Origin of the sequence: Pseudomonas sp. SWRI92, assembly GCF_014268685.1 — a bacterium.
Taxonomy (GTDB): Bacteria; Pseudomonadota; Gammaproteobacteria; order Pseudomonadales; family Pseudomonadaceae; genus Aquipseudomonas; species Aquipseudomonas marvdashtae.
The window spans coordinates 92,443-117,265 of record NZ_JABWQY010000016.1; the positions used below are offsets into that span (position 1 = coordinate 92,443).

A 24,823-nucleotide genomic window follows, 5' to 3' on the forward strand; every position below is an offset into this window, starting at 1 on the left:
CCGAGCTGATTTGCTGTCGCTTCATTCACAGGAGCGACGTATGTCAGCGAATCCCACACAAGACCCAAAAAAATCAGAACCCACAAATCCAAGGGCCACAGAGAGCTTGCATGCAGACTTTCTGGAAGCCGCCATGCCCGCATGGCTTATAGACGCTTCGACACAACGCAGGCAGGCGGTCAAGCAGGCCGGAACGCAGCCGCCGGCCTGGTACACAAACGCTTCGCCAGGGCAGCGCAAGGTGCTGGATGCCTGTTTCAAGGAAAATGTCGTAGCACAGAATCAGCTGGATAAGACCTTGTCATCGTTCATCGACGTCGACACGTTTGGCCGGGGGTTATTGATCCAGGCATTGAAAGATCAGTTCAAGGTAGAGACAGACGTCGACAAAACCCTGTTATGCCTTAGACGACCCGTGAGAATGGGCGCGTTCGAGGTGGAAGTGACTTCGTTCGAACTGTTGAAGCTGCCGCTGCTACAGGCCGCGCTGCATAACTTCGAGCGCTGGGAATGCGACGACGGCGCCTATCATGAAAGCTCCGGGTTTCTTGTGGAAACGGTCACATCCGGCACTTATGCGCCCGTGGTGTTGAATTTATCGGTCAGCCAATTCCTTACCCTGTGCCGCACGCTTGATATCGGTGCGAAGTACCAGGCCTACCTCCAGTCATTTTTCTATCCTGTTGACGCGACGACTGAAACGACGCTTCGACAGCAATTCATTGCCAGCCAGAAAGCGGCGATGAGGGCCGCAGCCGAGCAAGCGCTGTTGACGAAGGATATCGAGCCCAAGGATTACGCGATGATCCTTTCGGTTATCAAGGGAGAGAACAATCCCAGGATGGGCAACAAACGGGTCTGGTTCGAAGACATGACCCTGATGAAGCAAAGGCTGGTGGGCTGTGTCGCGTTCTCGATTTGTGAAATGCATCGCTACAGCACTGAGATGATTCTCTACGTTCCCCATGACCCCGAGCATCCGTTCAAGCGCTACGACGATAGCCAGATTCAAACGCGCTTCAAGCAATTACTCACCACGCCTGATACTGGACCATCGCAAGATGCCAGTCCTACCCCTTATCAGCGTTTTTTCAGCCAGTTTGTACCCTATGAAAAGCGACCCTATTACTTCAGTCAGTTTGTCCAGGGTGCGATCGATGCACCGCGTGATCCGTTCCTTTCCCCGTGGGTGTCTTTCGCCGTATTGGTCAATCCCACGTCATTACTGACAAAGATCCGCGACGTGCCCCCGCCACGGCCAACATTGCGCCGCGAACCTGACCCTTACGTCGCACCTTCCACGCGTCCCCAGAAAGGTCGGGACTTGTGGGCGGATAACCTGGACCTGTGGACCTACCTTTTCGATCAGCACCGTGAAAAGGTGCTTGCGGATGCGCGCAGTCATGCAGTTCCTACGAATGCCGTCGACGTCAAGGCAAGAGAAGCGAAATTGGCCCACCTGCTGCAAATGGGCATGTTTGCGGTGAACATGGTGTCCATGTTCGTTCCGGTGTTGGGCGAGGTCATGATGACCGTCATGGCGGGGCAATTGTTGTACGAAACCCTGGAAGGCGCAGTCGGGTGGGGTGAGGGCGACAAGCGAGCCGCCAAGGCCCACTTGGTCGATGTCGCGGAAAACCTCGCGCTGATTGGCGTGATGGCCGGTGCGGGCGCCGGGTACAGCAGGTTCGCCGCTATCAAGCCGGAGCCGGTGATCGAGCGCCTTCAGCCCGTGACATTGCCCAACGGCGAAACACGCCTGTGCAAGCCTGATCTGAGCGGCTATGAGAGCGGCGTAACGCTCGACGACACGAGCGTTCCCAACGCGCAGGGACAATACGAAGTCGATGGCAGGACCTACATCCGCCAGGGGAACAAGGTCTACGAGCAGTTTTACGATCAGTCGATCCAAAAATGGCGTATCAAGCATCCGACGGACACGGCGGCGTATCAGCCTATCCTCGTGCATAACGGCACCGGAGCCTGGCGACACACGCTGGAGCGCCCGATGGCGTGGGATCGCCTGACACTGCTCAGGCGCATCGGGCATGAGACCGCAACCTTCTCGGACGAGGTCCTGCTCCGGCTCGCCGATATCAGCGGTGTTGGCGACAACGCTCTGCGCAAAATGCACCTGGACCGTACCGCTTCCCCTCCTGAACTGAGGGATGCGATGCGCCTGTTCAAGGCGGATGCCGAGGCAGCCCAGATGATTGGCCGGTCGCAAGCTGCGGCAAACTCGGGCGAGTCCACCCGGCCACCGACGGACATGGCCTCGCTACGTCAACCGGCGATTTTTGACAGCCTCTACTTCACCAAACCTGCGGACGTTCGAGTCAGGATTTTGCAGCGAGAGTGTCCCGGCCTCAGCGAGGCTGCTGCGCAAGAGGTGATTGCCCATGGCAGTTCCGCTGACCTGGCCCGTCTGGATGCAACGCGACGCTCGCCATTGACGATGCTGGAGGAAGCTCGCTGGTATGCGCGACAAGGACGTCAGGTTCGGGCGTATGCGGGGTTGCGCAGCGACACTGTCGGTTCGGCCGACAGCCGGCGCCTGGCATTGCGTGCCCTGGAAAAACTGCCGGGATGGCCTGACACGATGCGCCTGGAAGTTCGCGCGGAGAACAACGAGGGGGTATTGCTCGATAGCATCGGCGCCGAAAATGCTTCCAAAAAAACCTACCTGATCAAAAACGGACTTCGCTATCAGGCGCTCAATGAACGTGGGGAAAACCTCGCCAGCTTGCCCGGGCAGGGCGACGACTTCTACAGGTCGGTCCTGCATGCGTTGCCTGATGACACGCGTTCCGCACTGGGGCTGTCACGTGTCGATCCGAGCGCCGAACTGCAACGCAAAATCATCGATTACGCTGACACCCATCATGGCGAAATGTCCAAGGTCCTGGAACCCCAGGCCAAACACTTCAAGCCACCGGTTCGGGTAAGCGCGACACTCAAGGGCTATTACGCGAGCGGACGTGGCAAAGGAATGAATCCTTCCCTGGAGGCTCGGGTGGAGCAACTTTATCCAGACGGACGACAGGCTCAAGCCTTTATCAGGCAGCAGCGGGGCAAGACAGATCAGCAGATCTATTCGGTACTGCAAACGCGCCTGCGTGAGTGGGAGACCCTCAGCGATACGCTCGATCAATGGCAGGGAATCGCGACGGACAGCCCGGCCAATGTGCACAAGAGTCAGTTTGCGCAAGCCCTCAAGGAGAGTTGGCGCAATCGCCCGCTGGCGGAAGAAATGCCCGAGGCAGCGCGCTTGACGCTTTCCTGCGAGGAGCCGCTGCCTGAAATCGTCGCCGACTTTCCACACGTGCAGGAATTGTCGGTCATTGGCAGCGGCCTGACAGATGCCAGCGCCGATGCCTTCCTGGCGCATTTCCCAGGCGTGACGAAACTGTCGATTGGCGGCAGGGAAAACGCCCATATCGATTTGTCCGTTCAAGCGCAACCGTTGACCACCTTGCCGCAAGCGTTGAGCCAAATGCCAGGACTCATCGACTTGCGGTTTACCACCAGCGCGCCCAGATTGGCAGCGACTTATCCGGCGAGACTGAATGCGTTGACCTCGCTGGAGGCGTTGCACATCTCTTATTCAGGCTTCGACTCGGCCGTCATGCAAGGTGCCGATTTGACCTCGTTCAGTCGTTTACGAACGTTGAAAATCGCGGCGCCCTTCGCTTTAACGCGATGGCCCGATTACCTGCAGAATTTGCCTTCGCTCGAACGCCTGGACCTGACGCATACATTGATACACACATTGCCTGACGCGATATTCGAAGGGCACGAAAAGCTGTGGGCCGGGTTGTCGCTGGATTGGTCAAGATTGCCCCCGGACGTTTTCACGCGCGCCTATCGGTATGTCAGCAACTATTCGGGTGAGTTCGGTCACTTGGCCGATTTGGACCAGATGGTGAACGAATACTGTCGCGGACAATTGCAGCACATGGTCGGACGGAGCGAATACCTGGGGCGCCTGCCCGAGCGATTCAAGGATGCTTGGAATACTCCCCGGGAACGATTCGATGCGTTGGAAACGATCAGGGCAGAACACGATGCGATCTTTACCCAGTTCTATGAGCCGGCTGAGCCGGGTGGATTGATACAGGCCATACCGTCAGCGCAATGGCGGCAGCCTGGAGAAGGACGCTTGCTTCGAGCCCTGCAGGATAGCTGGGGTCATGCTCTTCGCCGACGTTTTGGTCTGCCGATAGATGTTTCCACGTTTGAACTGTCTTCATTGGGACCGGGGCTCGGCGGTGAAAGGATAAAGACTCTGCCTGTTTTGCCGGCCGGCAGCTTTTCCCATGTTCGAACATTAAACCTGGGAACACTGGATGTTCCCCTAGAGCAGGCACGCAAGTTCTTCAGGGCATTCAGTGACATTCGAACAATGGATATCAGCGGCAGCGGCTTCACCGAATTGCCTTTTGTCGCCGAGGATTTGCCTGCCTTGAGGCAACTCGACATGCGCAACAACAACGTACTCGTCACCTCATCCGTACAAGCACAATTCAGTGGCTTGAAGAGCCTTGAAGTATTGAATCTGGAAAACAACCCGCTCAACGCCCTCGATGTCAGCGGCTTGACCCAGCTCAAGGCGTTGAATCTCAAAGCCACCCAATTGCGAGGTTGGCCGATCGGCGCCGAGAGCCTGCCCCAATTGTCTTGGCTTGACTTGCGGGACAACCGGCTCGAGTCGCTCCCGATGGCAGTGCTGTCCGATGACGATGTCCTGCTGAAAATCAATCTGACCGGGAATTCCTTCAGCCTTGAAGGAGAAGCAGCCCTGAGCGCTGCGCAGCAACGGGTAGAGCAAAGCAACGGACTTCCCCTCGGCGCGTTGGCACGGTTTGCGAAGGAGACGGTACCGGTTGATTTCCCTCCTGTGGAAACAGGCTGGTCGATCACCCAGCTTTTATTATCGCTTCCCGAGGAATCGGCAGTGGTCGAGGGAGACGCCGGGCTTCAACTTCGGCTGCAGCGTCTTGGGCCGATCATGACGCCGGAACGGGCAGCCCTGAAGCTTGCGCAATGGCGCGAAAACGGGATGACCGAGGTGCAAATAGATGCGCGGATCAGCCAGTGGCATCAGGCGTGTGACACGCTGACTCGTCAGTTGAATGGTTGGATCTATACGCGGGGAGTACACCCGGCCAGGCGCACGGTGTCCGCGCAAAGCCGCCTGCTTGCGGCGATGCGCATTGGTGAGGTGTGGCAAGAAGGATTGATACACGTCGGTGCTTCGGAACAGACACTCAGTCTGCATGGTTTGCTATTAGGTGACTTGCCTGAACTGGTTGAACGGCTTCCCGGCGTGACGACACTGGATCTGTCGGGGGTGCTTTTAACCGAACAAGGTTCAAACGGTTTTTTCGAGTCCTTCCCTCATGTGCGCCGATTGAATCTGAGCAGCAATGGTCTGACCGACGTCCCCCACGCTGTCGTGCAAATGAGTCAACTGCAGCATTTGGAACTGGCTTATAACAACATCCCGCCCGAGGCGGTTTACCCGTTGCTGACCCATGGTCGCCTGCGCGAGCTTAGCCTGCGATCCAACTGGATGGAGACATTCGATCCTGTAGATTTTGGCCGGATCGAAACGCTGGATCTCAGTGACAATGGGATAAATGATTGGCCCCAGCACTTATTGAGTGCGCAACACTTGCGTGAGCTGAATTTGGGTAGCAATGAGCTTACGGAGATTGCGCCAGGACTGCTGGACGGCAATCACGATACGCTGGTGGCCGGGACGGACCTGAGTCATTGCGAAGACCTCTCGCTCGCCGCGCTCCAGCAACTCAGGAATTATGGCAGTCAGCACAATCACACCAGTGTGATGGGTTTCTCCCTGGACGAGTTGGATAGCTGGATAGCCGTGTTAGAGAGGTCGGAAGGTGAAGGTGGCACTTCGGATTTTGATGAGGACTCCGAAGAAGCCCAGGGTGTCGGTCACGATCCTCATGCCACCGTCGCTCCAGTCGAGCCTCTGCTCGATCCCTTGGGCGATTCATCGGAGCTGGCGCTAGAGCCCTGGCTGGTCGGCTCCAGCGCCGAGCAGACCAGCATCCGAAGCACGATCTGGAAGCAGTTGTCCGAAGAAACCGAACACGAGCGGTTCTTCCAATTGCTCGCGCTGTTACGTGACACCTTCGATTTCAGGTTCAATCGAGCAGAGCTGACGCAACGGGTATGGAACGTCATGGATGCGGCCAGCGAAAGCAGCGAACTGCGCCAGGTGCTGTTCCACAACGCCGAAACCCACGGCACCTGCATCGATGGACGCATCCTGACGTTCAGCGAGCTGGAGGTTCGTGTGTTTGTCTATCAAGCCTTGCGCGACATTCCGCTGGATCGCCCGATGCTTAGGGGGCGGGCATTGCTGCGCTTGTCGCGGCAATTGTTTCGGTTGGACCGGGTCGATACGTTGGCCGAAGCAGCCGGCCTGGGCATGGATCGGGCGGAAGTTCGCCTGCGTTATCGCATTGGGCTGACAAGTGGATGGGGCGACGGTATTGATTTGCCCGGGCAGCCTTCTCATATGGCCTACGGCGCCCCGATCACCGGAGTGACACTGGCACGGACGCGGACCTCGATTCTTGAGGCAGAGCAGACTGATGCTCTACTGGAGAGCATGGCGTCGCGTGATTACTGGACGACCTACCTGCGCGAGCGTTACCCAGAACAGATGGACGATATCGAAGACACTGTTGCCAGCAGGCGCGAACAGCTTTTGAGTGAACTGGAGGATAGCAGGGGAGACGGTAAAGTCGACACGGAGCAGTACAATCTGCAACTGAACGCGCTGAGCAGAACGGTGGATTCCCTGCGCACGCAGAAACTGGTCGAGTTGACGCGAAGAGAGCTGGATGACTTGCAGGGCGTTGCCGCTGAAGCGGAGCAGTCCGGTAACCACTCACCTCAACCCGGACCGTCACACCACAACTGATCTGGATCTGCGTTCAAACTATGGATGTATGCCGCCCTGTCGATGCCAACGCCGTCGACAGAGCGGTCTGCATGTTTCTCGCTTAGTTGTCGTAACCCAGGTTCGGCGCCAGCCAGCGTTCAGTCACGCTCAAGTCCTGGCCCTTGCGCGCGGTGTAGCTCTGGACCTGGTCCTTGTCGATCTTGCCCACGGCAAAATATTGCGCCTGTGGATGGGCGAAATACCAACCGCTGACCGCTGCCGCCGGGAACATGGCGTAGTGCTCGGTGAGGAACACGCCGCTGCGTCCCGCTTTCATTTCACTGGCCTCGGGATCGAGGAGGCGGAACAGGGTGGCCTTCTCGGTGTGATCCGGGCAGGCCGGGTAGCCGGGGGCAGGGCGGATGCCGGTGTATTGCTCTTTGATCAGGGCGTCGTTGTCCAGGCTCTCGTCCTTGGCATAACCCCAATGTTCCTTGCGCACCTGCTGGTGCAGCCACTCGGCGCAGGCCTCGGCCAGACGGTCGGCGAGGGCCTTGACCATGATCGAGTTGTAGTCGTCGCCAGCCTCTTGGTAGGCCTTGGCGACTTCTTCGGCGCCGATGCCGGCGGTGGTGATGAAGCCGCCGACGTAGTCGGTCACGCCGCTGTCCTTGGGCGCGACGAAGTCGGCCAGGGAGAAGTTCGGCTTGCCGTCGGTCTTGATGATCTGCTGGCGCAGGTGATGCAGGCGCGCCAGTGGCTTGCCATCGTCGCCATAGACTTCCAGGTCGTCGTCATGCACCTGGTTGGCCGGCCAGAAACCGAACACGGCGCGAGCGCTGATGAGTTTCTCGTCGATCAGCTTGCGCAGCATCGCTCGGGCGTCGGCGTACAACGCGGTGGCCGCTTCGCCGACCACTTCATCGGTGAGGATGCGCGGGTATTTGCCGGCCAGGTCCCAGGAAATGAAGAACGGCGTCCAGTCGATATATTCGGCGAGGACGTTCAGGTCGATGTCGTCCAGCACTCGCGCGCCGGTGAAGGTCGGCTTGACCGGTTGGTAGCTGCTCCAGTCGAACTGTGGCTTCTTGGCCACGGCCGCCGGGTAGCTGAGGCGTTCGGTGCGAGCGCTGCGGTTGGACGTGCGCTCGCGCACATCGATGTATTCCAGGCGGGTTTTCTCGACGAACGCCGGTTTTAATTCCTTGGACAGCAACTGGGTCGCCACGCCCACGGCGCGAGAGGCGTCGGTGACGTAGATCACCGCGTCGTTGCTGTACTTGGGTTCGATCTTCACCGCCGTGTGGGCCTTGGAAGTCGTGGCGCCACCGATCATCAGCGGCAGGTGGAAGTCCTGGCGCTGCATCTCGCGGGCCACATGCACCATCTCATCCAGGGACGGGGTGATCAGGCCGGACAGGCCGATGATGTCGCATTTCTGCTCCTTGGCCACCTGCAGGATCTTCTCCGCCGGCACCATCACGCCGAGGTCGACGATGTCATAGCCGTTGCAACCGAGCACCACGCCGACGATGTTCTTGCCGATGTCATGCACGTCGCCCTTGACCGTGGCCATCAAAATCTTGCCCTTGGCCTCCGGCTTGTCGCCTTTTTCCGCCTCGATGAACGGGATCAGGTGGGCCACGGCCTGCTTCATGACACGGGCGGATTTCACCACTTGCGGCAGGAACATCTTGCCGGCGCCAAACAGGTCGCCAACGATGTTCATGCCAGCCATCAGCGGGCCTTCGATGACCTCGATCGGACGACTGAAAGACTGACGCGATTCTTCGGTGTCTTCAACGATGTGGGTGGTGATGCCCTTGACCAGCGCGTGCTCCAGGCGCTTGTTCACTTCCCAGCCGCGCCACTCCTCGGTTTCCGCTTCCTTGACGCTGCCGTCGCCCTTGTACTTGTCGGCGATGGCGAGCAGGGCGTCGGTCCCTTCGGGGGTGCGGTTGAGGATCACGTCTTCCACGGCATCGCGCAGTTCCACCGGGATCTGGTCGTAGATCTCCAGTTGGCCGGCGTTGACGATGCCCATGGTCAGGCCCGCCCGGATCGCATGCAGCAGGAACACCGAGTGGATCGCCTCGCGCACCGGGTTGTTGCCGCGGAACGAGAAGGACACGTTGGACACGCCGCCGGAGGTCAGTGCATACGGCAGTTCGTCGCGGATGTAGGCGCAGGCGTTGATGAAGTCCACGGCATAGTTGTTGTGTTCTTCGATGCCGGTGGCGACGGCGAAGATGTTCGGGTCAAAGATGATGTCTTCCGGCGGGAAGCCGACTTCATTGACCAGGATGTCATAGGAGCGCTTGCAGATTTCCTTCTTGCGCGCCTCGGTGTCGGCCTGGCCGGCTTCGTCGAAGGCCATCACCACCACGGCAGCGCCGTAGCGCTTGCACAGCTTGGCGTGATAAATGAACTGCTCGACGCCTTCCTTCATGCTGATGGAGTTGACGATGCCCTTGCCCTGGATGCATTTGAGGCCGGCCTCGATCACTTCCCACTTGGAAGAGTCGATCATGATCGGCACGCGGGAAATGTCCGGTTCGCCGGCGATCAGATTGAGGAAGGTCACCATGGCCTTCTTCGAATCGAGCATGCCCTCGTCCATGTTGATGTCGATTACCTGGGCGCCGGCCTCGACTTGTTGCAGCGCCACTTCCAGGGCTTCGGTGTAGTTGTCCTCGCGGATCAGTCGAGCGAACTTGGCGGAGCCGGTGATGTTGGTCCGCTCGCCAACGTTGACGAACAGCGAGCTGCGATCGATGGTGAACGGTTCCAGGCCCGATAGGCGGCACGCCCGGGGAATTTCCGGAATCTGCCGTGGCGCATAACCGGCCACGGCCTTGGCGATGGCTTCGATGTGCGCCGGGGTGGTGCCGCAGCAGCCGCCTACAATGTTCAGGAAACCGCTTTGGGCGAACTCTTCGATGACCTTGGCCGTCTCGGCCGGCAGTTCATCGTATTCACCGAATTCGTTGGGCAGGCCGGCGTTCGGGTGGGCCGATACGTGGGTGCTGGCCTTGTTCGACAGTTCTTCCAGGTAGGGGCGCAGTTCGCTGGCACCGAGGGCGCAGTTCAGGCCCACGGAGATCGGCTTGGCGTGGGCCACGGAGTTCCAGAAGGCTTCGGTGGTCTGGCCGGAGAGGGTGCGGCCGGACGCATCGGTGATGGTGCCGGAGATCATGATCGGCAATTCGACGCCCAGTTCTTCGTAGACCCCTTGCACGGCAAAGATCGCCGCCTTGGCGTTCAGCGTGTCGAAGATCGTTTCGATCAGGATCAGGTCGGCGCCGCCTTCGATCAGGCCCTTGGTGGCCTCGGTGTAGTTCTCCACCAGTTCGTCGAAGGTCACGTTGCGGTAGCCGGGGTTGTTCACGTCCGGCGACAGCGAGCAGGTGCGGCTGGTCGGGCCGAGCACGCCGGCGACGAAGCGCGGCTTGTCGGGGGTTTCAAGGGTCTTGGCGTCGGCCACCTGGCGCGCCAGGCGCGCGCCTTCAAGGTTCAGCTCGTAGGCCAGGCCTTGCATGCCGTAGTCGGCCTGGGACACTTGGGTGGCGTTGAAAGTATTGGTTTCGAGGATGTCGGCGCCTGCGTCCAGGTAGGCTTTTTCAATGGCGCCGATCACGTCGGGACGGCTGAGCACGAGCAAGTCGTTGTTGCCCTTGACGTCGCTCGGCCAGTCGGCGAAGCGCTTGCCGCGGTAGTCCTGCTCTTCCAGCTTGTAGCTCTGGATCATCGTGCCCATGCCGCCGTCGAGGATCAGGATGCGTTCCTTGAGGGCTTGCTGGAGAAGATAAAAGCGAGCGCTGCGATCAGACATAGGACTACCTGGAAAAAAAGACCATTACGAAGGCCGGGATGATAGCAAACCTGTGCAGGATTTGATCATGATGGCTTTTGCATGAATGCCGCTCATGTTTGCAAGGCGATGCTGTCAGCAAGCCGAGCCCTCGCAAGCGGGTGTGCTGCAGATGAACCGCTACCAGAGGCCGTGAGTAAGGTGCTCGGCGGCGATCCTGCCTGCCGTCGGGTGCTTTCCTGACAAAAATACTAGGACTTTGTCCGGCGCGATGATTGGCGTAAACTGCCGGCAAGCCTGCGAGGAGTTTCCATGACCGCCATTACCATTACCGATGCCGCCCACGATTACCTGGCTGACCTGCTGTCCAAGCAGAACACCCCGGGAATCGGGATCCGCATCTTCATCACCCAGCCCGGCACCCAGTACGCCGAAACGTGCATTGCCTACTGCAAGCCGGGGGAAGAAAAACCTGAAGACACCGCGCTGGGGCTCAAGAGCTTCACCGCGTACATCGACTCGTTCAGCGAGGCTTTCCTGGACGATGCGGTAGTCGACTACGCCACCGACCGCATGGGCGGCCAGCTGACCATCAAGGCGCCGAACGCGAAAGTGCCAATGGTCAACGCCGACAGCCCGGTCAACGAGCGCATCAACTATTACCTGCAGACCGAAATCAACCCGGGGCTGGCTAGCCACGGCGGCCAGGTATCGCTGATCGACGTGGTGGAAGACGGCATCGCCGTGCTCCAGTTCGGCGGCGGCTGCCAGGGCTGCGGCCAGGCGGACGTGACCTTGAGGGAAGGCATCGAGCGCACCCTGCTCGAGCGCATCCCGGAACTCAAGGGCGTGCGCGACGTGACCGACCACACGCAGAAAGAAAACGCCTACTACTGATAGGTGTCACTGCGGCAAGACCCGTGGCGAGCGAGCCTGCTCCCTCGCCACAGGTTGTTTTACCGCCTGATCGATTGTTTCAGGGCCGGTAGAGATGCGCATGGCCTGCGCGATACAGCGATGATTCGCTGAACACATCGTTGCCCAGCACCCGTCCCACCAGAATCAGCGCGGTGCGGCGAAAACCCTTGGCCTGCACCTTCTCGGCGATATCCTCCAGCGTACCCACCACCCAATCCTGATCCGGCCACGTCGCCCGATGTACCACCGCTATCGGACAATCCGCGCCGTAGTGAGGCAGCAGTTCACCGACGATTTTCTGCAGGTGATTGACGCCCAGGTGAATCGCCATGGTCGTTCCATGTTGCGCCAGGCTGGCAAGTTCCTCTCCAGCGGGCATGGCGGTTTTGTCTGCGTAGCGAGTGAGGATCACGCTCTGGGACACATCGGGCAGCGTCAGTTCGGCACCCAACAGGGCGGCGCAGGCCGAGGTGGCGGTGACGCCTGGAATGATCTCGAAAGGGATGTCCAGCTCCCGCAGGCAGCGGATCTGCTCGCCGATGGCGCCATACAGGCCAGGATCGCCAGAATGCACTCGAGCCACATCCTGCCCACTGAGATGGGCCGCCTTGATCACGTCGACGATTTGCTCCAGATGCAGCTCGGCGCTGTTGATCACCTGTTCGGCACGATGGCCTTCCAGCACGGCCGTCGGCACCAGGGAACCGGCGTAGATGATCACGGGGCAGCTATGGATCAGTCGCTGGCCCTTCACGGTGATCAGTTCCGGGTCGCCGGGGCCGGCGCCGATGAAATAAACGGTCATGACCGGTTCCTGTCGAAAGAGTGGCTTGCATGAGCCGCGCTCATGATTCCGGTGGCGATTATCGAGCGTTACGAAGCGGCCGCCAATGCCAATGTGGCCTGCAAAGCTTTCTGGCGGGTAATCAGTAGCGTTGCGGGCGAATCGCCCAATTGATTGGCCAGCGCGAGAGCAGCGCTTTCGGCAACGCCATGGCAGCCCGTACGCTCGAAAGCAATCCGGGAGCGATGGCTGAGCTGCCCTTGATAGCCCGACAACTGTTCGGCGGTAAAGCAAATCAACGGCAGCGCCAGTTGCTCAGCCAACGCCAGCAGGCCCGGTTCGTTGCGCTTGAGTTCGATACTGGCCAGGGCCCGCACTTCATCGAGCTCAATGCCGTGGGCCTGCAGCGTCTGGTCGAGCAATGCCCGCAGCGAACTGGCCGGGCAGCCGCGTTGGCAGCCCAGGCCGACCACCAGGATCGGCCCGGCCTTCATGCGTCGTGGTGCGCCTGGGCGCCACGGCGAAACAGCCAGGCGCTGATCAGGCCCAAGGCGAGCCAGAACGCGACGTTGGTCAATTGCGAGGCAATCTTGAACTGACTTTCCAGCGCTTCGGGCGCCAGCATCGAATGAACCTCGGGTTGCGGCGCGCCGATCACGTGCGGCACCAGCAAGGTCGCCAGACCCAGCAGCTTGAGCAGCCAATGCCGACCGAAAACCATCAGCGCGATGCCGACCGCCGTGGACGCCGCAGTGCCGATCCACCACATCTGCCGCTGGGCCAGGTCAGCCGCCGCGGTGCCAGGCAATTCCGGCGGCAGGCCAAGGGTCGGCGCCAGGACAAACGTGGCATAACCGGCCAAGCCCCAAAGCAAGCCTTGGGACGCACGAGTCGGTGCGCGCAAGGTGTACAAGCCCGCCAGCATCAGGGCGAAACCCACCGCGACCACCAAATTGCCGCCCGTGGTGGAAAGTACCCGCTGCCAGCCGTCTTCCGGCTCCCAGGCTTCGGCATCGTGGCTGTGGGCCGCGCCTGAGACGTGCTCATGGGCCTCCGCCACCGGAGCCTTTTCGTAGGTTTCGGCCTGCTGTATCAGCGGCGATACCCACAGGCTTTGCAGAAGGGTCAGCAGCAGGGCGGCCAGCAATCCGCTGAAACCGGCGGTCTGGGCGATACGCTTGATCATGTCGGCAGGTCTCAGTGGCACGGGAACGCGGCGCTATGCCGTGTGTCGTGGGCCGCGTTGTGCACCGCTTCAATGTGGGAGAAACCGGCGAAATAGACCAGGCCCGCACCGAGGATCGAGGCGAAGATTGCCGCGCTCAGGCGCTGGCTCAGGGTGATGGTGCTACTGGTGGTGCGGGCGGTATTGCTGATGGTCGACATGGCGCTTCCCTCTGGTCTTGTCAGCGGGTAAATCGAGCGCAATGAAAAACCGGGCGAAGGCTCGCCAGGATTCGAACAGCGCCCGCCCACCGCGGGTTTGTTGAGCTTGAGTCATGGGCCGGTCTCCGGGCTTGCGAGGGGCAGGGCCTTGGCCTTGCCGGCAAGCATCACCTTCCCATGCGCATGCACAGTGGATTCGACGCTTCGCTCGCTTACCGTTGCGGGGGCAGCACCGGACTGACGTGGCCTTGAAGTAAAGCACACGATTCACCGGTTTCCCGTTTCACCCTGTGAAGGGCACCCGTAACAAGGTGCACAGGAGACCATGGGCGAGGATGGGCGTCAATGTGTCTGGCGCGCTTCGTGATTTGAGATAGGGTTGAGGCTGGACACCGCGCTCACAGGAGAACTACATGCGCTTTTCAGCCTTGACCCAACGCATCACTGGCGATGGCGCCGCCGCCTGGCAGATACATGATCGGGCGCTGGCCATGCGCGAGCAGGGCAGGGAAGTGTTGTTGCTGTCAGTAGGCGACCCGGATTTCGATACCCCGCCGGCCATCGTCGAAGCCGCCGTCGCCAGCCTGCGCGCCGGCGACACTCACTACTCGGATACTCGTGGCCTGCACTCCCTGCGTGCCAGCATCGCCCGGCGGCATCAGCAGCGTTGCGGCCAACCGGTCGGCGCCGAACACGTCACGGTGTTACCCGGTGCTCAGTGCGCCGTGTATGCCGTCGCGCAATGTTTGCTCAACCCCGGCGATGAAGTCATCGTCGCCGAGCCGATGTACGTCACTTACGAAGCAGTATTCGGTGCCTGCGGGGCGACGGTGGTGCCGGTGCCGGTGAGCCCGGAAAACGCTTTCCGGGTCCAGCCGGCCGACGTTGCCCGGCTGATCACCCCGCGCACCCGCGCCATGCTGCTCAACAGTCCCAACAATCCCTCCGGCGCCAGCCTGCCGCTGCCGACCTGGCAAGCGTTGGCGCAGCTGTGCATCGACCATGACCTGTGGCTGATCAGCGACGAGGTCTACAGCGACTTGCTCTACGAAGGCGAACACATCAGCCCGGCCGGCCTGCCGGGCATGGCCGAGCGCACCGTGACCATCAACAGCCTGTCCAAATCCCACGCCATGACCGGTTGGCGCGTTGGCTGGGCCATAGGCCCTGAACCCCTGGCCGAACACTTGTCGAACCTGTCGCTGTGCATGCTGTTCGGCCTGCCGGACTTCGTCCAGCGCGCCGCCCAGGTTGCCCTTGAGCAGGATTTGCCTGAGGTGGCGCGGATGCGCGATGAGTATCGCCAACGCCGGGACTTGGTGTGCGCCATGCTCGATGACTGCCCAGGCCTCAAGCCCGTGCGGCCCGATGGTGGCATGTTCGTGATGGTTGACGTGCGCCAGACCGGCCTCGACGCCCAGGCTTTTGCCGAGCGGCTGCTGGATGGGTATGGCGTGTCAGTGTTGGCGGGGGAGGCGTTCGGGCCCAGTGCGGCGGGGCATATTCGGATTGGGTTGGTGGTCGATCAGGTGAAGCTGGCGGGGGCGTGCCGGCGGATTGTCTTATATGTGGCGCAATTGTTGCGGGTGCGACGTGCCTGAGCCGGCGCTGTATATTGAACAGGCCAGCGACCCCAAACCGCCATCCAACTAAAACCGGTTGTGTGAATAGTTATGTCGCAATGGAAAGCCGACAAGCGGTAGTCATACCTGTCAGGTCTGACAGTAGTTAAGAAGAGGAATCCGGTGCTTAATTCGCTTCGACTAGGTGCTTCAAGCAAAGGTCGAGGTCAGCCATCATGCAGCCTGTTGAAGTTCTGGAATACGATCCGCCGACGGTCGTGGGCGTGGACGAAAACGACCCGGATGGCTATATCCCGTTCGAGCTGTTGCAGACAGGGATCGAGGTCAGGATACCTATTTGGCCTGTACCTTCTCCTTCGGGAGAAACCGATACGCTTACTGTCGAGATGAAACGTAATGGTGTCGTGGAGTTTACCTCGGCGACGTACCATCTAAATCCGATTAGCGAAACGGAATTTTTCATTCTAATCGGTCCGCAGTATCTGGCCGTGGATGGTGTGGTTGAAGTTAGTTACACGACCGAAAACTACCTTGGAAATGAGCACCCTTCGTATCCACGGAAATTGACGATTGATCACACACCGATTCCGTCGAACCTTCCCGAGGTTGAGTTTCCCGCGGCGAAACAAAATTTGCATGGTTATCTTAATTGCTCCACACAACCGCCTATTTGGCAGGGTGTGGAAGTCAAGGTTCCTCCGCTCCCCAATTTCTGCCGACCCGGTGACATTTGCGCCGTGGAATGGATTGGGTATCAAAGCCTCAACGGCAGTGGTCCGCCCATCAATGCTACTTATAAAAAAATCGACACGCCGTTGACATTGCTCCAGATAACTAACGGTTTCTCAGTAACGATTGAACCTTTTCGACCGCATCTGGAACCGATGATAGACAAAGCGTCGGGCGCGGCGAATTACACGCTCTATCGTGGTACGAGGAAGATAGGCGCTTCGGTGAGGGAGGTGGTTAAAATTGATCGAATCATTCCGGGAGAGTCGCAGCCGTGCGGCCCGTAAGGCGTAATAAAAGTTTTTGAGCGAAGCATCAAATGCGCCACTTTGTCACGTTATTTACCTGACACCATCGTGTATAAGATCGGAGTTAATTTCATGAATGCTAAAGTTGGAACGGCCGCAACCAATAAACAAATTTCTCTACAGAACACCATTTTGTTCGACCCTGCTACTTTTCCTGAGCAAACCCTGCCAGGGGGTGACTTGCGTATTCCAGTGGCTGCGCTGAATGCTGATCTGGTGTACGAAGTTCCCCAGCCTGATCAAGAGTTCGACAAGGATACGATAGATATTTTCATGCAGGTCAAAGGTGACCCGACCACAAGATTTGACTTGGAAAGCGCTAAACCATTGGGGGATCCGCCTAGTGCTCGCATTTGGCCATTGCGCTTGAGCATTCCGCTTGCACGCCTCATAGAGCTGCCTGCACCGGAAACGCCAACTGAGTACGAGCTGGTCTACGAGATGTTTGCTGGCGGTGTCAATCCGGGTGGAGAAGTTGTCGCCGAGTATGTAATCGACCGGACCAAACCCTATCAGACTAAAACGCCCCCCACAGATTACGCTCCTCCCGCTGCTGAGTTTCCGGCAAATTTACCGCCCACCCAGGAGATCGATGCGGATTACCTTACCGCAAACCCCAGTGGGATAGTCATCACGGTGCCATTAGCGACTTCCAACGCTGAGACAACAGACACAGTAAATATTTATTGGGGCATCCCGGGAACCCCTGCTTTTGACACGCCAGTGCTGAGCGATCACCCGTTACCAGTAAGCGGGGAAATTCCTTTAGATGTCACCATTCTTGAAGATTCGGCAGAAGGCGTGAATTTTCTGAAATATGTGGTAAGGGACTTGGCAGGGAATATCAGCCGAGAGTCCAGACTTAACCAGCGTACTGTCCGGCATTTGGAACCCCCTGTGCCGACAACGCCTGTCGTACCGCTGGCAGATGGCACCGATGGTGATAACTTAATTAATCTAGCAGATTGCGCCGACGGTGTGACGGTAGAAATTACTGTTCCTCAGCCAAGTCAAGGCAGAGACATGATTCGTGTCACTTGGCAGGATATTGAACTATCACCCGATCAAACCGTGGGGACAGAAACTTTGCTTTCTTTCCCCGTTGATTACGAAACCGTCATCAAGCCAGCCTATGGCGCAACCGACGGTAGGAAAGCTACAACTGTCAGCTATGTCATGGTGCGCGGCTCGGGTAATCCTATTGCCACGGGACAGACGACCATCGACGTTGATATATCTTATGCAGGTCCTGAGAATCCCGAAGAGCCGGATCCAGAGAATCCTAACCTTGAGTTGCCTCGTTTGGTTTCGTCTCAAGGAGTGGACAACGTCTTGGACGACGACGATCACGGCAAGCCGGCTGATATATACATTCAGCTATACGATGTTCCACCAACCGAGACGGGGCAAGTTGTAACGGTTTGGTACGACGACGTGGAACTTGATCCTTATTACCTGACGCCAGGAGAAGAAGATACGGAAATTCTCGCCGCGACGGTTCCATGGGATGTTATTGCGAGAAAACCGAATGAAGTGATCAAAATAAAATGGGTGTTATCGGCCGTTGGGGGCAGCAACCCACAGTCGTCGCTACCGCAGGATGTCGATGTCGATATTACTAAAATAGAGTTGCCAATGCCCGAAGTGCAAGGACTTTCGAGGAACGCAATTGCTTGTCCTACGTTAAATTTTGTGAACGGCGATGGCACCAGTCGCAGAAATTTGAAAGTCGTAATTCCATTCAGCTCATCGCTTGTCGATGGGAGGACCGTGACATTGAATTGGGGAGGATATAGCGATGAGAATGCGACAGTTCCAATTAGCGGAACCGCTACCACGGCGACTCATCTTATTAGCGGAACTGTACCGACTGAGGGTATAGAAATGGTGATTGGCGATTATTCTGACAACTTCAGACCTGTTTCGGATGGCTATGGGAAATTGTTCTACACCGTCACCGACGTCACGCCGGAGTCGGACCCGGCTATCCATTTCGTGTTTTTGACGGATAATAATGGCGACTTCTGTGAGATCGCAAATCCAGTACCGTAAGCGATATTAACGTGAAAGCGGTGGGCATGGTGCTTTGTCATGCCCATCGTGTACTCAGGTCGCTTCAGGAAGCATTGGAGAGTTATCTGACGTCACGTGGGGAGAAATCCTACATAACTATGCCTGGTTCATCTGTAGCCTTGCGAACCCTGAGAAGGATAGTCGTTGATTCGGCGGCTGGCCCGTAATCCGATCCTTATTGTAAAAGCAGGTGTCTAGCATGCAGCCAACTTCCCCCCCGGTCCCATCGCCGCCCTTTGTGAAGTGCGTATTGTGCCTTCCCGTATTTTTGCTTTCTTCCGTCATCGAAGCCGCGCCCGTTGTCGGCGGGAGTGCCACCGTCAACAATGGCGACGCCGTTGAAAGCTGGTTTTTGTCGCAGAGTGCTACGTTGAATGTCAATAATGCTCAGGCGCTGGCCATTGATGCCGATGCTTCTACGGTTAATGTCAATGCGGGTAGTAGCACTCAGGCAATCACAGCCAGAAATAATTCGACGGTCAATTTGAATGGTGCCAGCGTTACGAGTGCTACTGGTGCGGCTGGGTTACAACTGATTTCAAGTACCGGCAACATCAATGGCAGTAACGTCAGTGGCGGTAATACAGGCATATCGGCAGTTCGATTGTCCACCGGTCTGGACGGTTCCGTCGTTAACGTAACGGGAAAAAGCGTTATTAAAGGCGCGAACGCCGGTATATTCGCCTCGTCCCATAGCTTGATCAATGTCACCGACTCCACGCTAGAAGGAACGGCTTCTACCGGTTATGGCCTTTGGCTTCAGAGTGCAGATGCCATTGTCAAGAACAGCACGATTACGGGTGGGGAAAACGGGGTGTTCGTTGAGCTGGATGTGACGGGGGTTGCGCCAGCCACCTTGAATCTGGAGAACACCACGGTCCAAGGAAAAAATGGTTCAGCGATTGTGGTCGATTTCAAAAACGAGGACAGCTCCAAAGCCACGTTGACGTTGACCAATTCTACTTTATTGGCCGGCAACGGCACTCTACTCGAGGTCAAGGGAGGCGCTACCACGGCGATGACGGTTAATGGCAGTGTATTGAATGGAAACATTGTTACTGAATCTGGAAGTACCACTGAACTGACACTGCAGAATAATTCCGTGCTGACCGGTCGGTTGGAAAATGTCGCGAGCGCGACCGTAAACGACACATCCCAATGGGTATTGGTGGGCGACAGCCAGGTTGGAAATCTTACACTTAATGGCGGCTCAGTAAAATTCGGGGCTGACGACGCGTTTTATCGGCTGGATGTGGCAAACCTGTCAGGCGAGGGGCGTTTCATCATGGGAACCGATTTTGCCACCGGTCGTACAGATGTCTTGAATGTTACGGGTAATGCCCGCGGCACCCACGAACTGCTGATTGCAAGCAGCGGAGCTGAACCAGCGGCCGGCCAGCCTATTACGGTTGTTACCACCGGAGGGGGCGACGCACAGTTCAAGTTGTTCAATGACGTGGTCGATCAAGGCGCCTATTCCTACAGTTTGGAGAAGAGTGGCAACAACTGGGTTCTGGATCCGAGCACTCGGATCATCAGCCCAGGGACGCGTTCGGTGATGGCGCTGTTCAACACACCTTTACCTACCTGGTATGGTGAATTGACGTCGTTGCGCACCCGCATGGGCGAGTTGCGATGGAATCCCGGTCAGTCCGGAGCCTGGGGACGCACCTACGGAAACAAATATGAAATCGCCAACGGTTCCGGCTTGGCTTATCGGCAAACCCAGCAGGGGTTCACCCTCGGAGCGGACGCTGCGATACCGGCGGGGGATGGTCAATGGCTGGTGGGGGTAATGGGCGGGCATAGCACGTCTGACCTTAACTTGGATGCGGGTAGCTCGGGTAGCGTGGACAGCTACTACCTCGGCACCTATGCCACTTGGCTTGATGCAAGCAGCGGGTACTATGCAGACGCTGTGCTGAAGGTTAACCGCTTTCGCAACGAAGCCAAGGCCAGTCTGAGTGATGGGGGACGTGCAAAGGGTGATTATGACAATAGCGGCATTGGTGGTTCCGTCGAGTTCGGTCGGCATATCAAACTCGACGACGATTTTTTCATCGAGCCATTCACCAAATGGTCTGCCGTGGTCATCCAGGGTAAAAGCTTTTCGTTGGATAATGGTTTGCAAGCCGATGGAGATCGTGCGCGATCATTGTTGGGCGAAGTGGGCCTGACCGCCGGCCGAAATTTCAAAGTACAAAATGACATTGAGCTGCAGCCCTATGTACGGGTATCCGGCGGTTATGAATTTTCGAAAAGTAACGAAGTGCAGGTCAATGATAATGTCTTCAATAATGACTTGTCTGGCTCGCGCGCTGGGTTTGGGGCGGGTGTCGCTGCGTCGATGACGGACAAGTTGAAATTGCATGCGGATTATGAATACAGCGATGGAGAAAATTTTCGACAGCCGGCTGGGTGGACAGTGGGGTTACGCTACGCGTTCTAACACAGAGCAAAATCGAATAAAGATGAAGAAGGAGGCCTCGGCCTCCTTCTTCATCTTTATGCCTAGACTGTTTTTGCTGTCTAGCAGGTCCCAACTCGGGCTGACGGGCGACGCGGATTTCTCCTAGTGCGGCTGCGAGCGGAGGCGATGAAGTCCATTTTTAAAGTCAATGTACTGGGGGTATTCTCATCATTATTTTCCACGTCCGCGCAAATGGTACCTGAGAGCGTCGCGCTTGAAGCGTCGTAGGCGAGCCTGGCGATACCTTTGACTTGTTTATAGACCACTGCGACTGCTGGGTCCGACCGATCAACGAACAGCACCCCTACTGGATAGCTATCCTCACCTAGTCCATATTCGTCATCATCCATATCCATGGAAAACGAAACTCGCACCTCTTTGGTCGTGTAATCAGGCCCAGGGGCCATCTGCGTGGCCAGCATGACGTGAGCCTTTTTATGAGGTGGTGGATGGTTAGGAAAGTCCACCTCTAAAAGTTCTACCAAACTGGCATTGAACGTTTCCGTGCCATTAATGGTTCCTTGACACATCCCCTGTACTTCCTGATGCATACTCGTTCTAGCAAATGCGTTCATTGAGGTACTCTCCGCTGTCTTGACAAGTGATATCCCGTCAATGGAAGCAATGGACGAGACTAGACCATGTAATGCCAGTCTTGAGGGGTTGTAAACTGTAAGACTTTACAGTTTACAGATGGACATCCTTGTGCCTTTTCTATAGCGCAACGGTTCCCTCTGTATCTGATAAATACCCAATCGATGTTTTGCGTCGGCCCACCTGTACTGATGTCGGACGTCAATTCGAACAATGCGCATAACGAGGTTGATGCTGGCGTGTGAAATTGTGTAATGGTTTTGCTCAGAGATGGATGAGGACATCTATCTTGTCCGCTTGAGATTGATTGCCCTGATCCTCCCATGACCACCCATCTGAAACCTGCCCGCACCTGTGAGTTCTGACAGTACGCACATCTCGATTTCTCGTGCCGTACTATTCACCGGAACGCAAAGCCGCATTGCTCAAGATGCTGCTTCCCCCGCTCAACCTATCGATGGCCGAGGTTTCCCGGCGCGAAGGGGTCAGCGAAATGTCTTTGTCCAACTGGCGAAAACAGGTCAGTTCTGAAGGAAACGCAGTGCCCGAAAACACCCCATCGGCCCAGAACTGGACAGCCGAAACCAAGTTTGCCGTCGTCCTTGAAGCCAGCGGTTTATCCGAGATCGAGCTGGGTGAGTACTGCCGTCGAAAAGGCCTTTACCCTGAGCAGATCAAGGCGTAGCGACAAGCCTTCATCAGGGGTCAGAAGTCGGAAAAAGCTCAGTCCAAAGACGACCGCGAGCAAGCCCGCAAGGACAAGAAACGCATCGAGCAACTTGAGCGCGAACTGCGCCGTAAAGATAAGGCGCTGGCTGAAACTGCCGCGTTGCTGGTACTGCGAAAAAAGCTCAACGATTACTGGGGGATCGACAACGAGGACAGTTGACGGCTCTGCCGGAACGGCAATTGCTCGTGACCTGGTTGCATCGGACCGGTGGGTTGAGGGAGCAGTCTTCCTCAGCCCACTGCAAGTACTACGTTGGTTGATCTTGCCAAAGGAATGAATGGCGATAGGCATTCGCCGTGCGCGAGCGGCGCTTCCTGGTTGGCAGTCCGTCCCAGTATTCCAGGGGAACAAGACGGTAACGCTTTATAGACTGGATGTGAAATTGTGTAAGGGTTTTGCTCTTGGGAAGGGCGACGGTGTATATCCTTGGCGGCTTGAGATTCTCAGCGCCTCGTACCTTTGGACCCACCCATGCCCAACATCCTCCTCGTCGAAGACGACGCCGCCCTTTGCGAACTGATCGCCAGCTATCTGGAACGCAACGGCTATCACGTCAGTGTGCTCAACCGTGGCGATCATGTACGTGAGCGAGCGCGGGTCAATCCGCCGGACCTGGTGATCCTCGACCTGATGCTGCCGGGACTGGATGGCCTGCAGGTCTGCCGCCTGCTGCGGGCCGATTCGGCGACCTTGCCGATCCTGATGCTCACCGCCCGGGACGACAGCCACGACCAGGTCCTGGGCCTGGAGATGGGCGCCGACGACTACGTCACCAAGCCTTGCGAGCCCCGGGTGTTGCTCGCCCGAGTGCGGACCTTGCTGCGGCGAAGCAGCCTGACCGAGCCGCAGACGGTCAATGACCGCATCGTCATGGGCAACCTGTGCATCGATCTGTCCGAGCGCACGGTAACTTGGCGCGAGCAGCCGGTTGAGTTGTCCAGCGGCGAGTACAACCTGCTGGTGGTGCTGGCCCGGCATTCCGGCGAAGTACTGAGCCGCGACCAGATTCTGCAACGCCTGCGCGGCATCGAGTTCAACGGCACTGATCGTTCGGTGGACGTGGCCATTTCCAAGTTGCGGCGCAAGTTCGACGACAACGCCGGCGAAGCGCGCAAGATCAAGACCGTGTGGGGCAAGGGTTATTTGTTCAGCCGTTCCGAGTGGGAATGCTGACCGATGTGGAAGCTGCTGATTCGCCTCTACCTCGTCACCATCGTCTCCTACAGCGCGGCCATCTACCTGATGCCGGAACTGGTGATCCGTCTGTTTCATGAACGCTTCCAGGCGTACAACCTCGACTATTCCCGTGGTCTGCAAACCTTGATGGTCAAGCAGTTTCGCGGCGTGCCCAGCGAGCAATGGCCGGCCCTGGCGGCGCAGATGGACAGGGAATTCGCGCCGCTGCACATCGAGCTGGCGGCGACCGAGGATGCAGGTTTCACCGCCACCGAGCAGGCGCGTCTCAAGCGCGGCGAGAATGTTGTGCGCATCGGCGATTGGGGCTGGCGAACCCTGGCGGCTGCGCCGCTGGATGAGCGCACGGCGGTGAAGATGATCGTGCCGCCGGACCCGGCGGATGTCAGCTGGTTGTACTGGAGCATCAACGTGCTGATCGGCGCAACGATGCTGGCCTGCCTGCTGCTCTGGCTGCGGCCGCACTGGCGCGATCTGGAACGGCTCAAACGCACCGCCGAGCGTTTCGGCAAGGGACATTTAAGTGAGCGTACGAAGATCGCACCGAGTTCCAACATCGGCAGTCTGGCCCATGTGTTCGACACCATGGCCGGCGACATCGAGAATCTGCTCAATCAGCAGCGGGACTTGCTCAATGCCGTGTCCCATGAATTGCGCACGCCGTTGACTCGCCTCGACTTTGGTTTGGCTCTGGCGTTGTCCGAGGATATGCCAGCGGCCAGTCGCGAGCGGTTGCAGGGGTTGGTGGCGCACATTCGCGAGCTGGATGAGTTGGTACTGGAGTTGTTGTCCTACAGTCGTTTGCAAAATCCCGAGCGTTTACCGGAGCGGGTCGAAGTGCCGCTGGACGAATTCATCGACAGCATCCTCGGCAGCCTCGACGAAGATTTGGCCGCGCCGGAAGTGGTGATCGACGTGTTGCTGCACGGGGCGCTGGAGCGTTTTGTGCTGGACCCACGCCTGACCGCACGGGCCTTGCAGAACCTGTTGCGCAATGCCATGCGTTATTGCGAGAAGCGGATCCAGGTCGGCGTGCTGGTGGGTGAGCAGGGGTGTGAAATCTGGGTCGACGACGATGGCATCGGCATTCCCGACAGCGAGCGCGAGCGGGTGTTCGAGCCGTTCTACCGCCTGGACCGCAGCCGCGACCGCGCCACGGGCGGCTTCGGCCTTGGCCTGGCCATCAGCCGCCGGGCCCTGCAAGCCCAGGGCGGGACATTAACGGCCGAAGGTTCTCCGCTGGGCGGCGCACGCTTCCGGCTGTGGCTTCCCACACCGTCCTGAGGCCTGGTGCAGTCCCTGTGGCGAGGGGATTTATCCCCGC

15 protein-coding genes, 1 pseudogene and 1 riboswitch are annotated in these 24,823 nt (G+C 58.1%); of the genes and pseudogenes, 9 read left to right on the top strand and 7 right to left on the bottom strand.

Annotation, left to right across the window (positions count from 1 at the left end; all coding sequences use genetic code 11):
* The first annotated feature begins 133 nt into the window (after positions 1-133).
* Positions 134-6,958: an NEL-type E3 ubiquitin ligase domain-containing protein gene (locus HU762_RS21350; RefSeq protein WP_238340418.1), complete on the top strand. Its 6,825-nt coding sequence runs from the start codon at positions 134-136 to the stop codon at positions 6,956-6,958.
* Between the two features lie 82 nt (positions 6,959-7,040).
* Here HU762_RS21350 and metH read toward each other — a convergent pair whose 3' ends face one another.
* Complete coding sequence (gene metH / locus HU762_RS21355) at positions 7,041-10,751, bottom strand: methionine synthase (protein ID WP_186640385.1); 3,711 nt, start codon at positions 10,749-10,751, stop codon at positions 7,041-7,043.
* A gap of 291 nt (positions 10,752-11,042) precedes the next feature.
* On the opposite strand from metH, the gene nfuA reads away from it, so the two are divergent.
* Positions 11,043-11,627: a Fe-S biogenesis protein NfuA gene (nfuA, locus tag HU762_RS21360; protein WP_025214551.1), complete on the top strand. Its 585-nt coding sequence runs from the start codon at positions 11,043-11,045 to the stop codon at positions 11,625-11,627.
* 79 nt (positions 11,628-11,706) lie between these two features.
* On the opposite strand, the gene cobM is transcribed toward nfuA, so the two are convergent.
* The 5 genes from cobM to HU762_RS21385 form a co-directional block, all read right to left on the bottom strand.
* A complete protein-coding gene (gene cobM / locus HU762_RS21365) occupies positions 11,707-12,453 on the bottom strand; it encodes a precorrin-4 C(11)-methyltransferase (RefSeq protein ID WP_186640387.1) in 747 nt (248 codons plus the stop codon).
* Positions 12,454-12,521: 68 nt separating this feature from the next.
* A complete protein-coding gene (locus tag HU762_RS21370) occupies positions 12,522-12,926 on the bottom strand; it encodes a cobalamin biosynthesis protein (protein WP_186640389.1) in 405 nt (134 codons plus the stop codon).
* Positions 12,923-13,618, bottom strand: coding sequence for a CbtA family protein (locus HU762_RS21375; RefSeq protein WP_186640391.1), 696 nt, complete (start codon positions 13,616-13,618; stop codon positions 12,923-12,925). Before HU762_RS21375 ends, HU762_RS21370 begins: the two co-directional genes overlap by 4 nt.
* A gap of 11 nt (positions 13,619-13,629) precedes the next feature.
* The gene (locus HU762_RS21380; RefSeq protein ID WP_186640393.1) at positions 13,630-13,818 is read right to left on the bottom strand and encodes a CbtB-domain containing protein; all 189 of its coding nucleotides are present in this window, start codon (positions 13,816-13,818) and stop codon (positions 13,630-13,632) included.
* The gene (locus HU762_RS21385; RefSeq protein ID WP_186640395.1) at positions 13,781-13,933 is read right to left on the bottom strand and encodes a hypothetical protein; all 153 of its coding nucleotides are present in this window, start codon (positions 13,931-13,933) and stop codon (positions 13,781-13,783) included. Before HU762_RS21385 ends, HU762_RS21380 begins: the two co-directional genes overlap by 38 nt.
* Positions 13,917-14,138, bottom strand: a riboswitch (cobalamin riboswitch). (Overlaps the previous gene by 17 nt.)
* Before the next feature lie 93 nt (positions 14,139-14,231).
* Here HU762_RS21385 and HU762_RS21390 point away from each other — a divergent pair.
* The 4 genes from HU762_RS21390 to HU762_RS21405 all read left to right on the top strand — a co-directional run bounded on the left by HU762_RS21390 (position 14,232) and on the right by HU762_RS21405 (position 20,960).
* Positions 14,232-15,419, top strand: a complete 1,188-nt coding sequence (locus tag HU762_RS21390) for an aminotransferase class I/II-fold pyridoxal phosphate-dependent enzyme (protein WP_186640398.1) — start codon at positions 14,232-14,234, stop codon at positions 15,417-15,419.
* 197 nt (positions 15,420-15,616) lie between these two features.
* Positions 15,617-16,417: a hypothetical protein gene (locus HU762_RS21395; protein WP_186640400.1), complete on the top strand. Its 801-nt coding sequence runs from the start codon at positions 15,617-15,619 to the stop codon at positions 16,415-16,417.
* Between the two features lie 93 nt (positions 16,418-16,510).
* Positions 16,511-18,490 carry a hypothetical protein gene (locus HU762_RS21400; protein ID WP_186640402.1) on the top strand — a complete coding sequence of 660 codons (1,980 nt, stop codon included), beginning with the start codon at positions 16,511-16,513 and terminating at the stop codon, positions 18,488-18,490.
* 220 nt (positions 18,491-18,710) lie between these two features.
* Entirely contained in the window at positions 18,711-20,960 is a 2,250-nt protein-coding gene (locus HU762_RS21405) for an autotransporter outer membrane beta-barrel domain-containing protein (RefSeq protein ID WP_186640404.1), read from the top strand.
* Positions 20,961-21,040: 80 nt separating this feature from the next.
* Here HU762_RS21405 and HU762_RS21410 read toward each other — a convergent pair whose 3' ends face one another.
* Positions 21,041-21,556: a hypothetical protein gene (locus tag HU762_RS21410; RefSeq protein ID WP_186640406.1), complete on the bottom strand. Its 516-nt coding sequence runs from the start codon at positions 21,554-21,556 to the stop codon at positions 21,041-21,043.
* A 449-nt stretch (positions 21,557-22,005) separates the two neighbouring features.
* On the opposite strand from HU762_RS21410, the pseudogene HU762_RS21415 reads away from it, so the two are divergent.
* The 3 genes and pseudogenes from HU762_RS21415 to HU762_RS21425 form a co-directional block, all read left to right on the top strand.
* Positions 22,006-22,505: pseudogene (locus HU762_RS21415) on the top strand (IS3 family transposase); the annotation flags it as partial.
* Between the two features lie 271 nt (positions 22,506-22,776).
* On the top strand, positions 22,777-23,478 hold the full coding sequence (locus tag HU762_RS21420) for a response regulator transcription factor (RefSeq protein ID WP_186640408.1): 702 nt from the start codon (positions 22,777-22,779) through the stop codon (positions 23,476-23,478).
* A gap of 3 nt (positions 23,479-23,481) precedes the next feature.
* The gene (locus HU762_RS21425; protein WP_186640409.1) at positions 23,482-24,783 is read left to right on the top strand and encodes an ATP-binding protein; all 1,302 of its coding nucleotides are present in this window, start codon (positions 23,482-23,484) and stop codon (positions 24,781-24,783) included.
* The last annotated feature ends 40 nt before the right edge of the window (positions 24,784-24,823 follow it).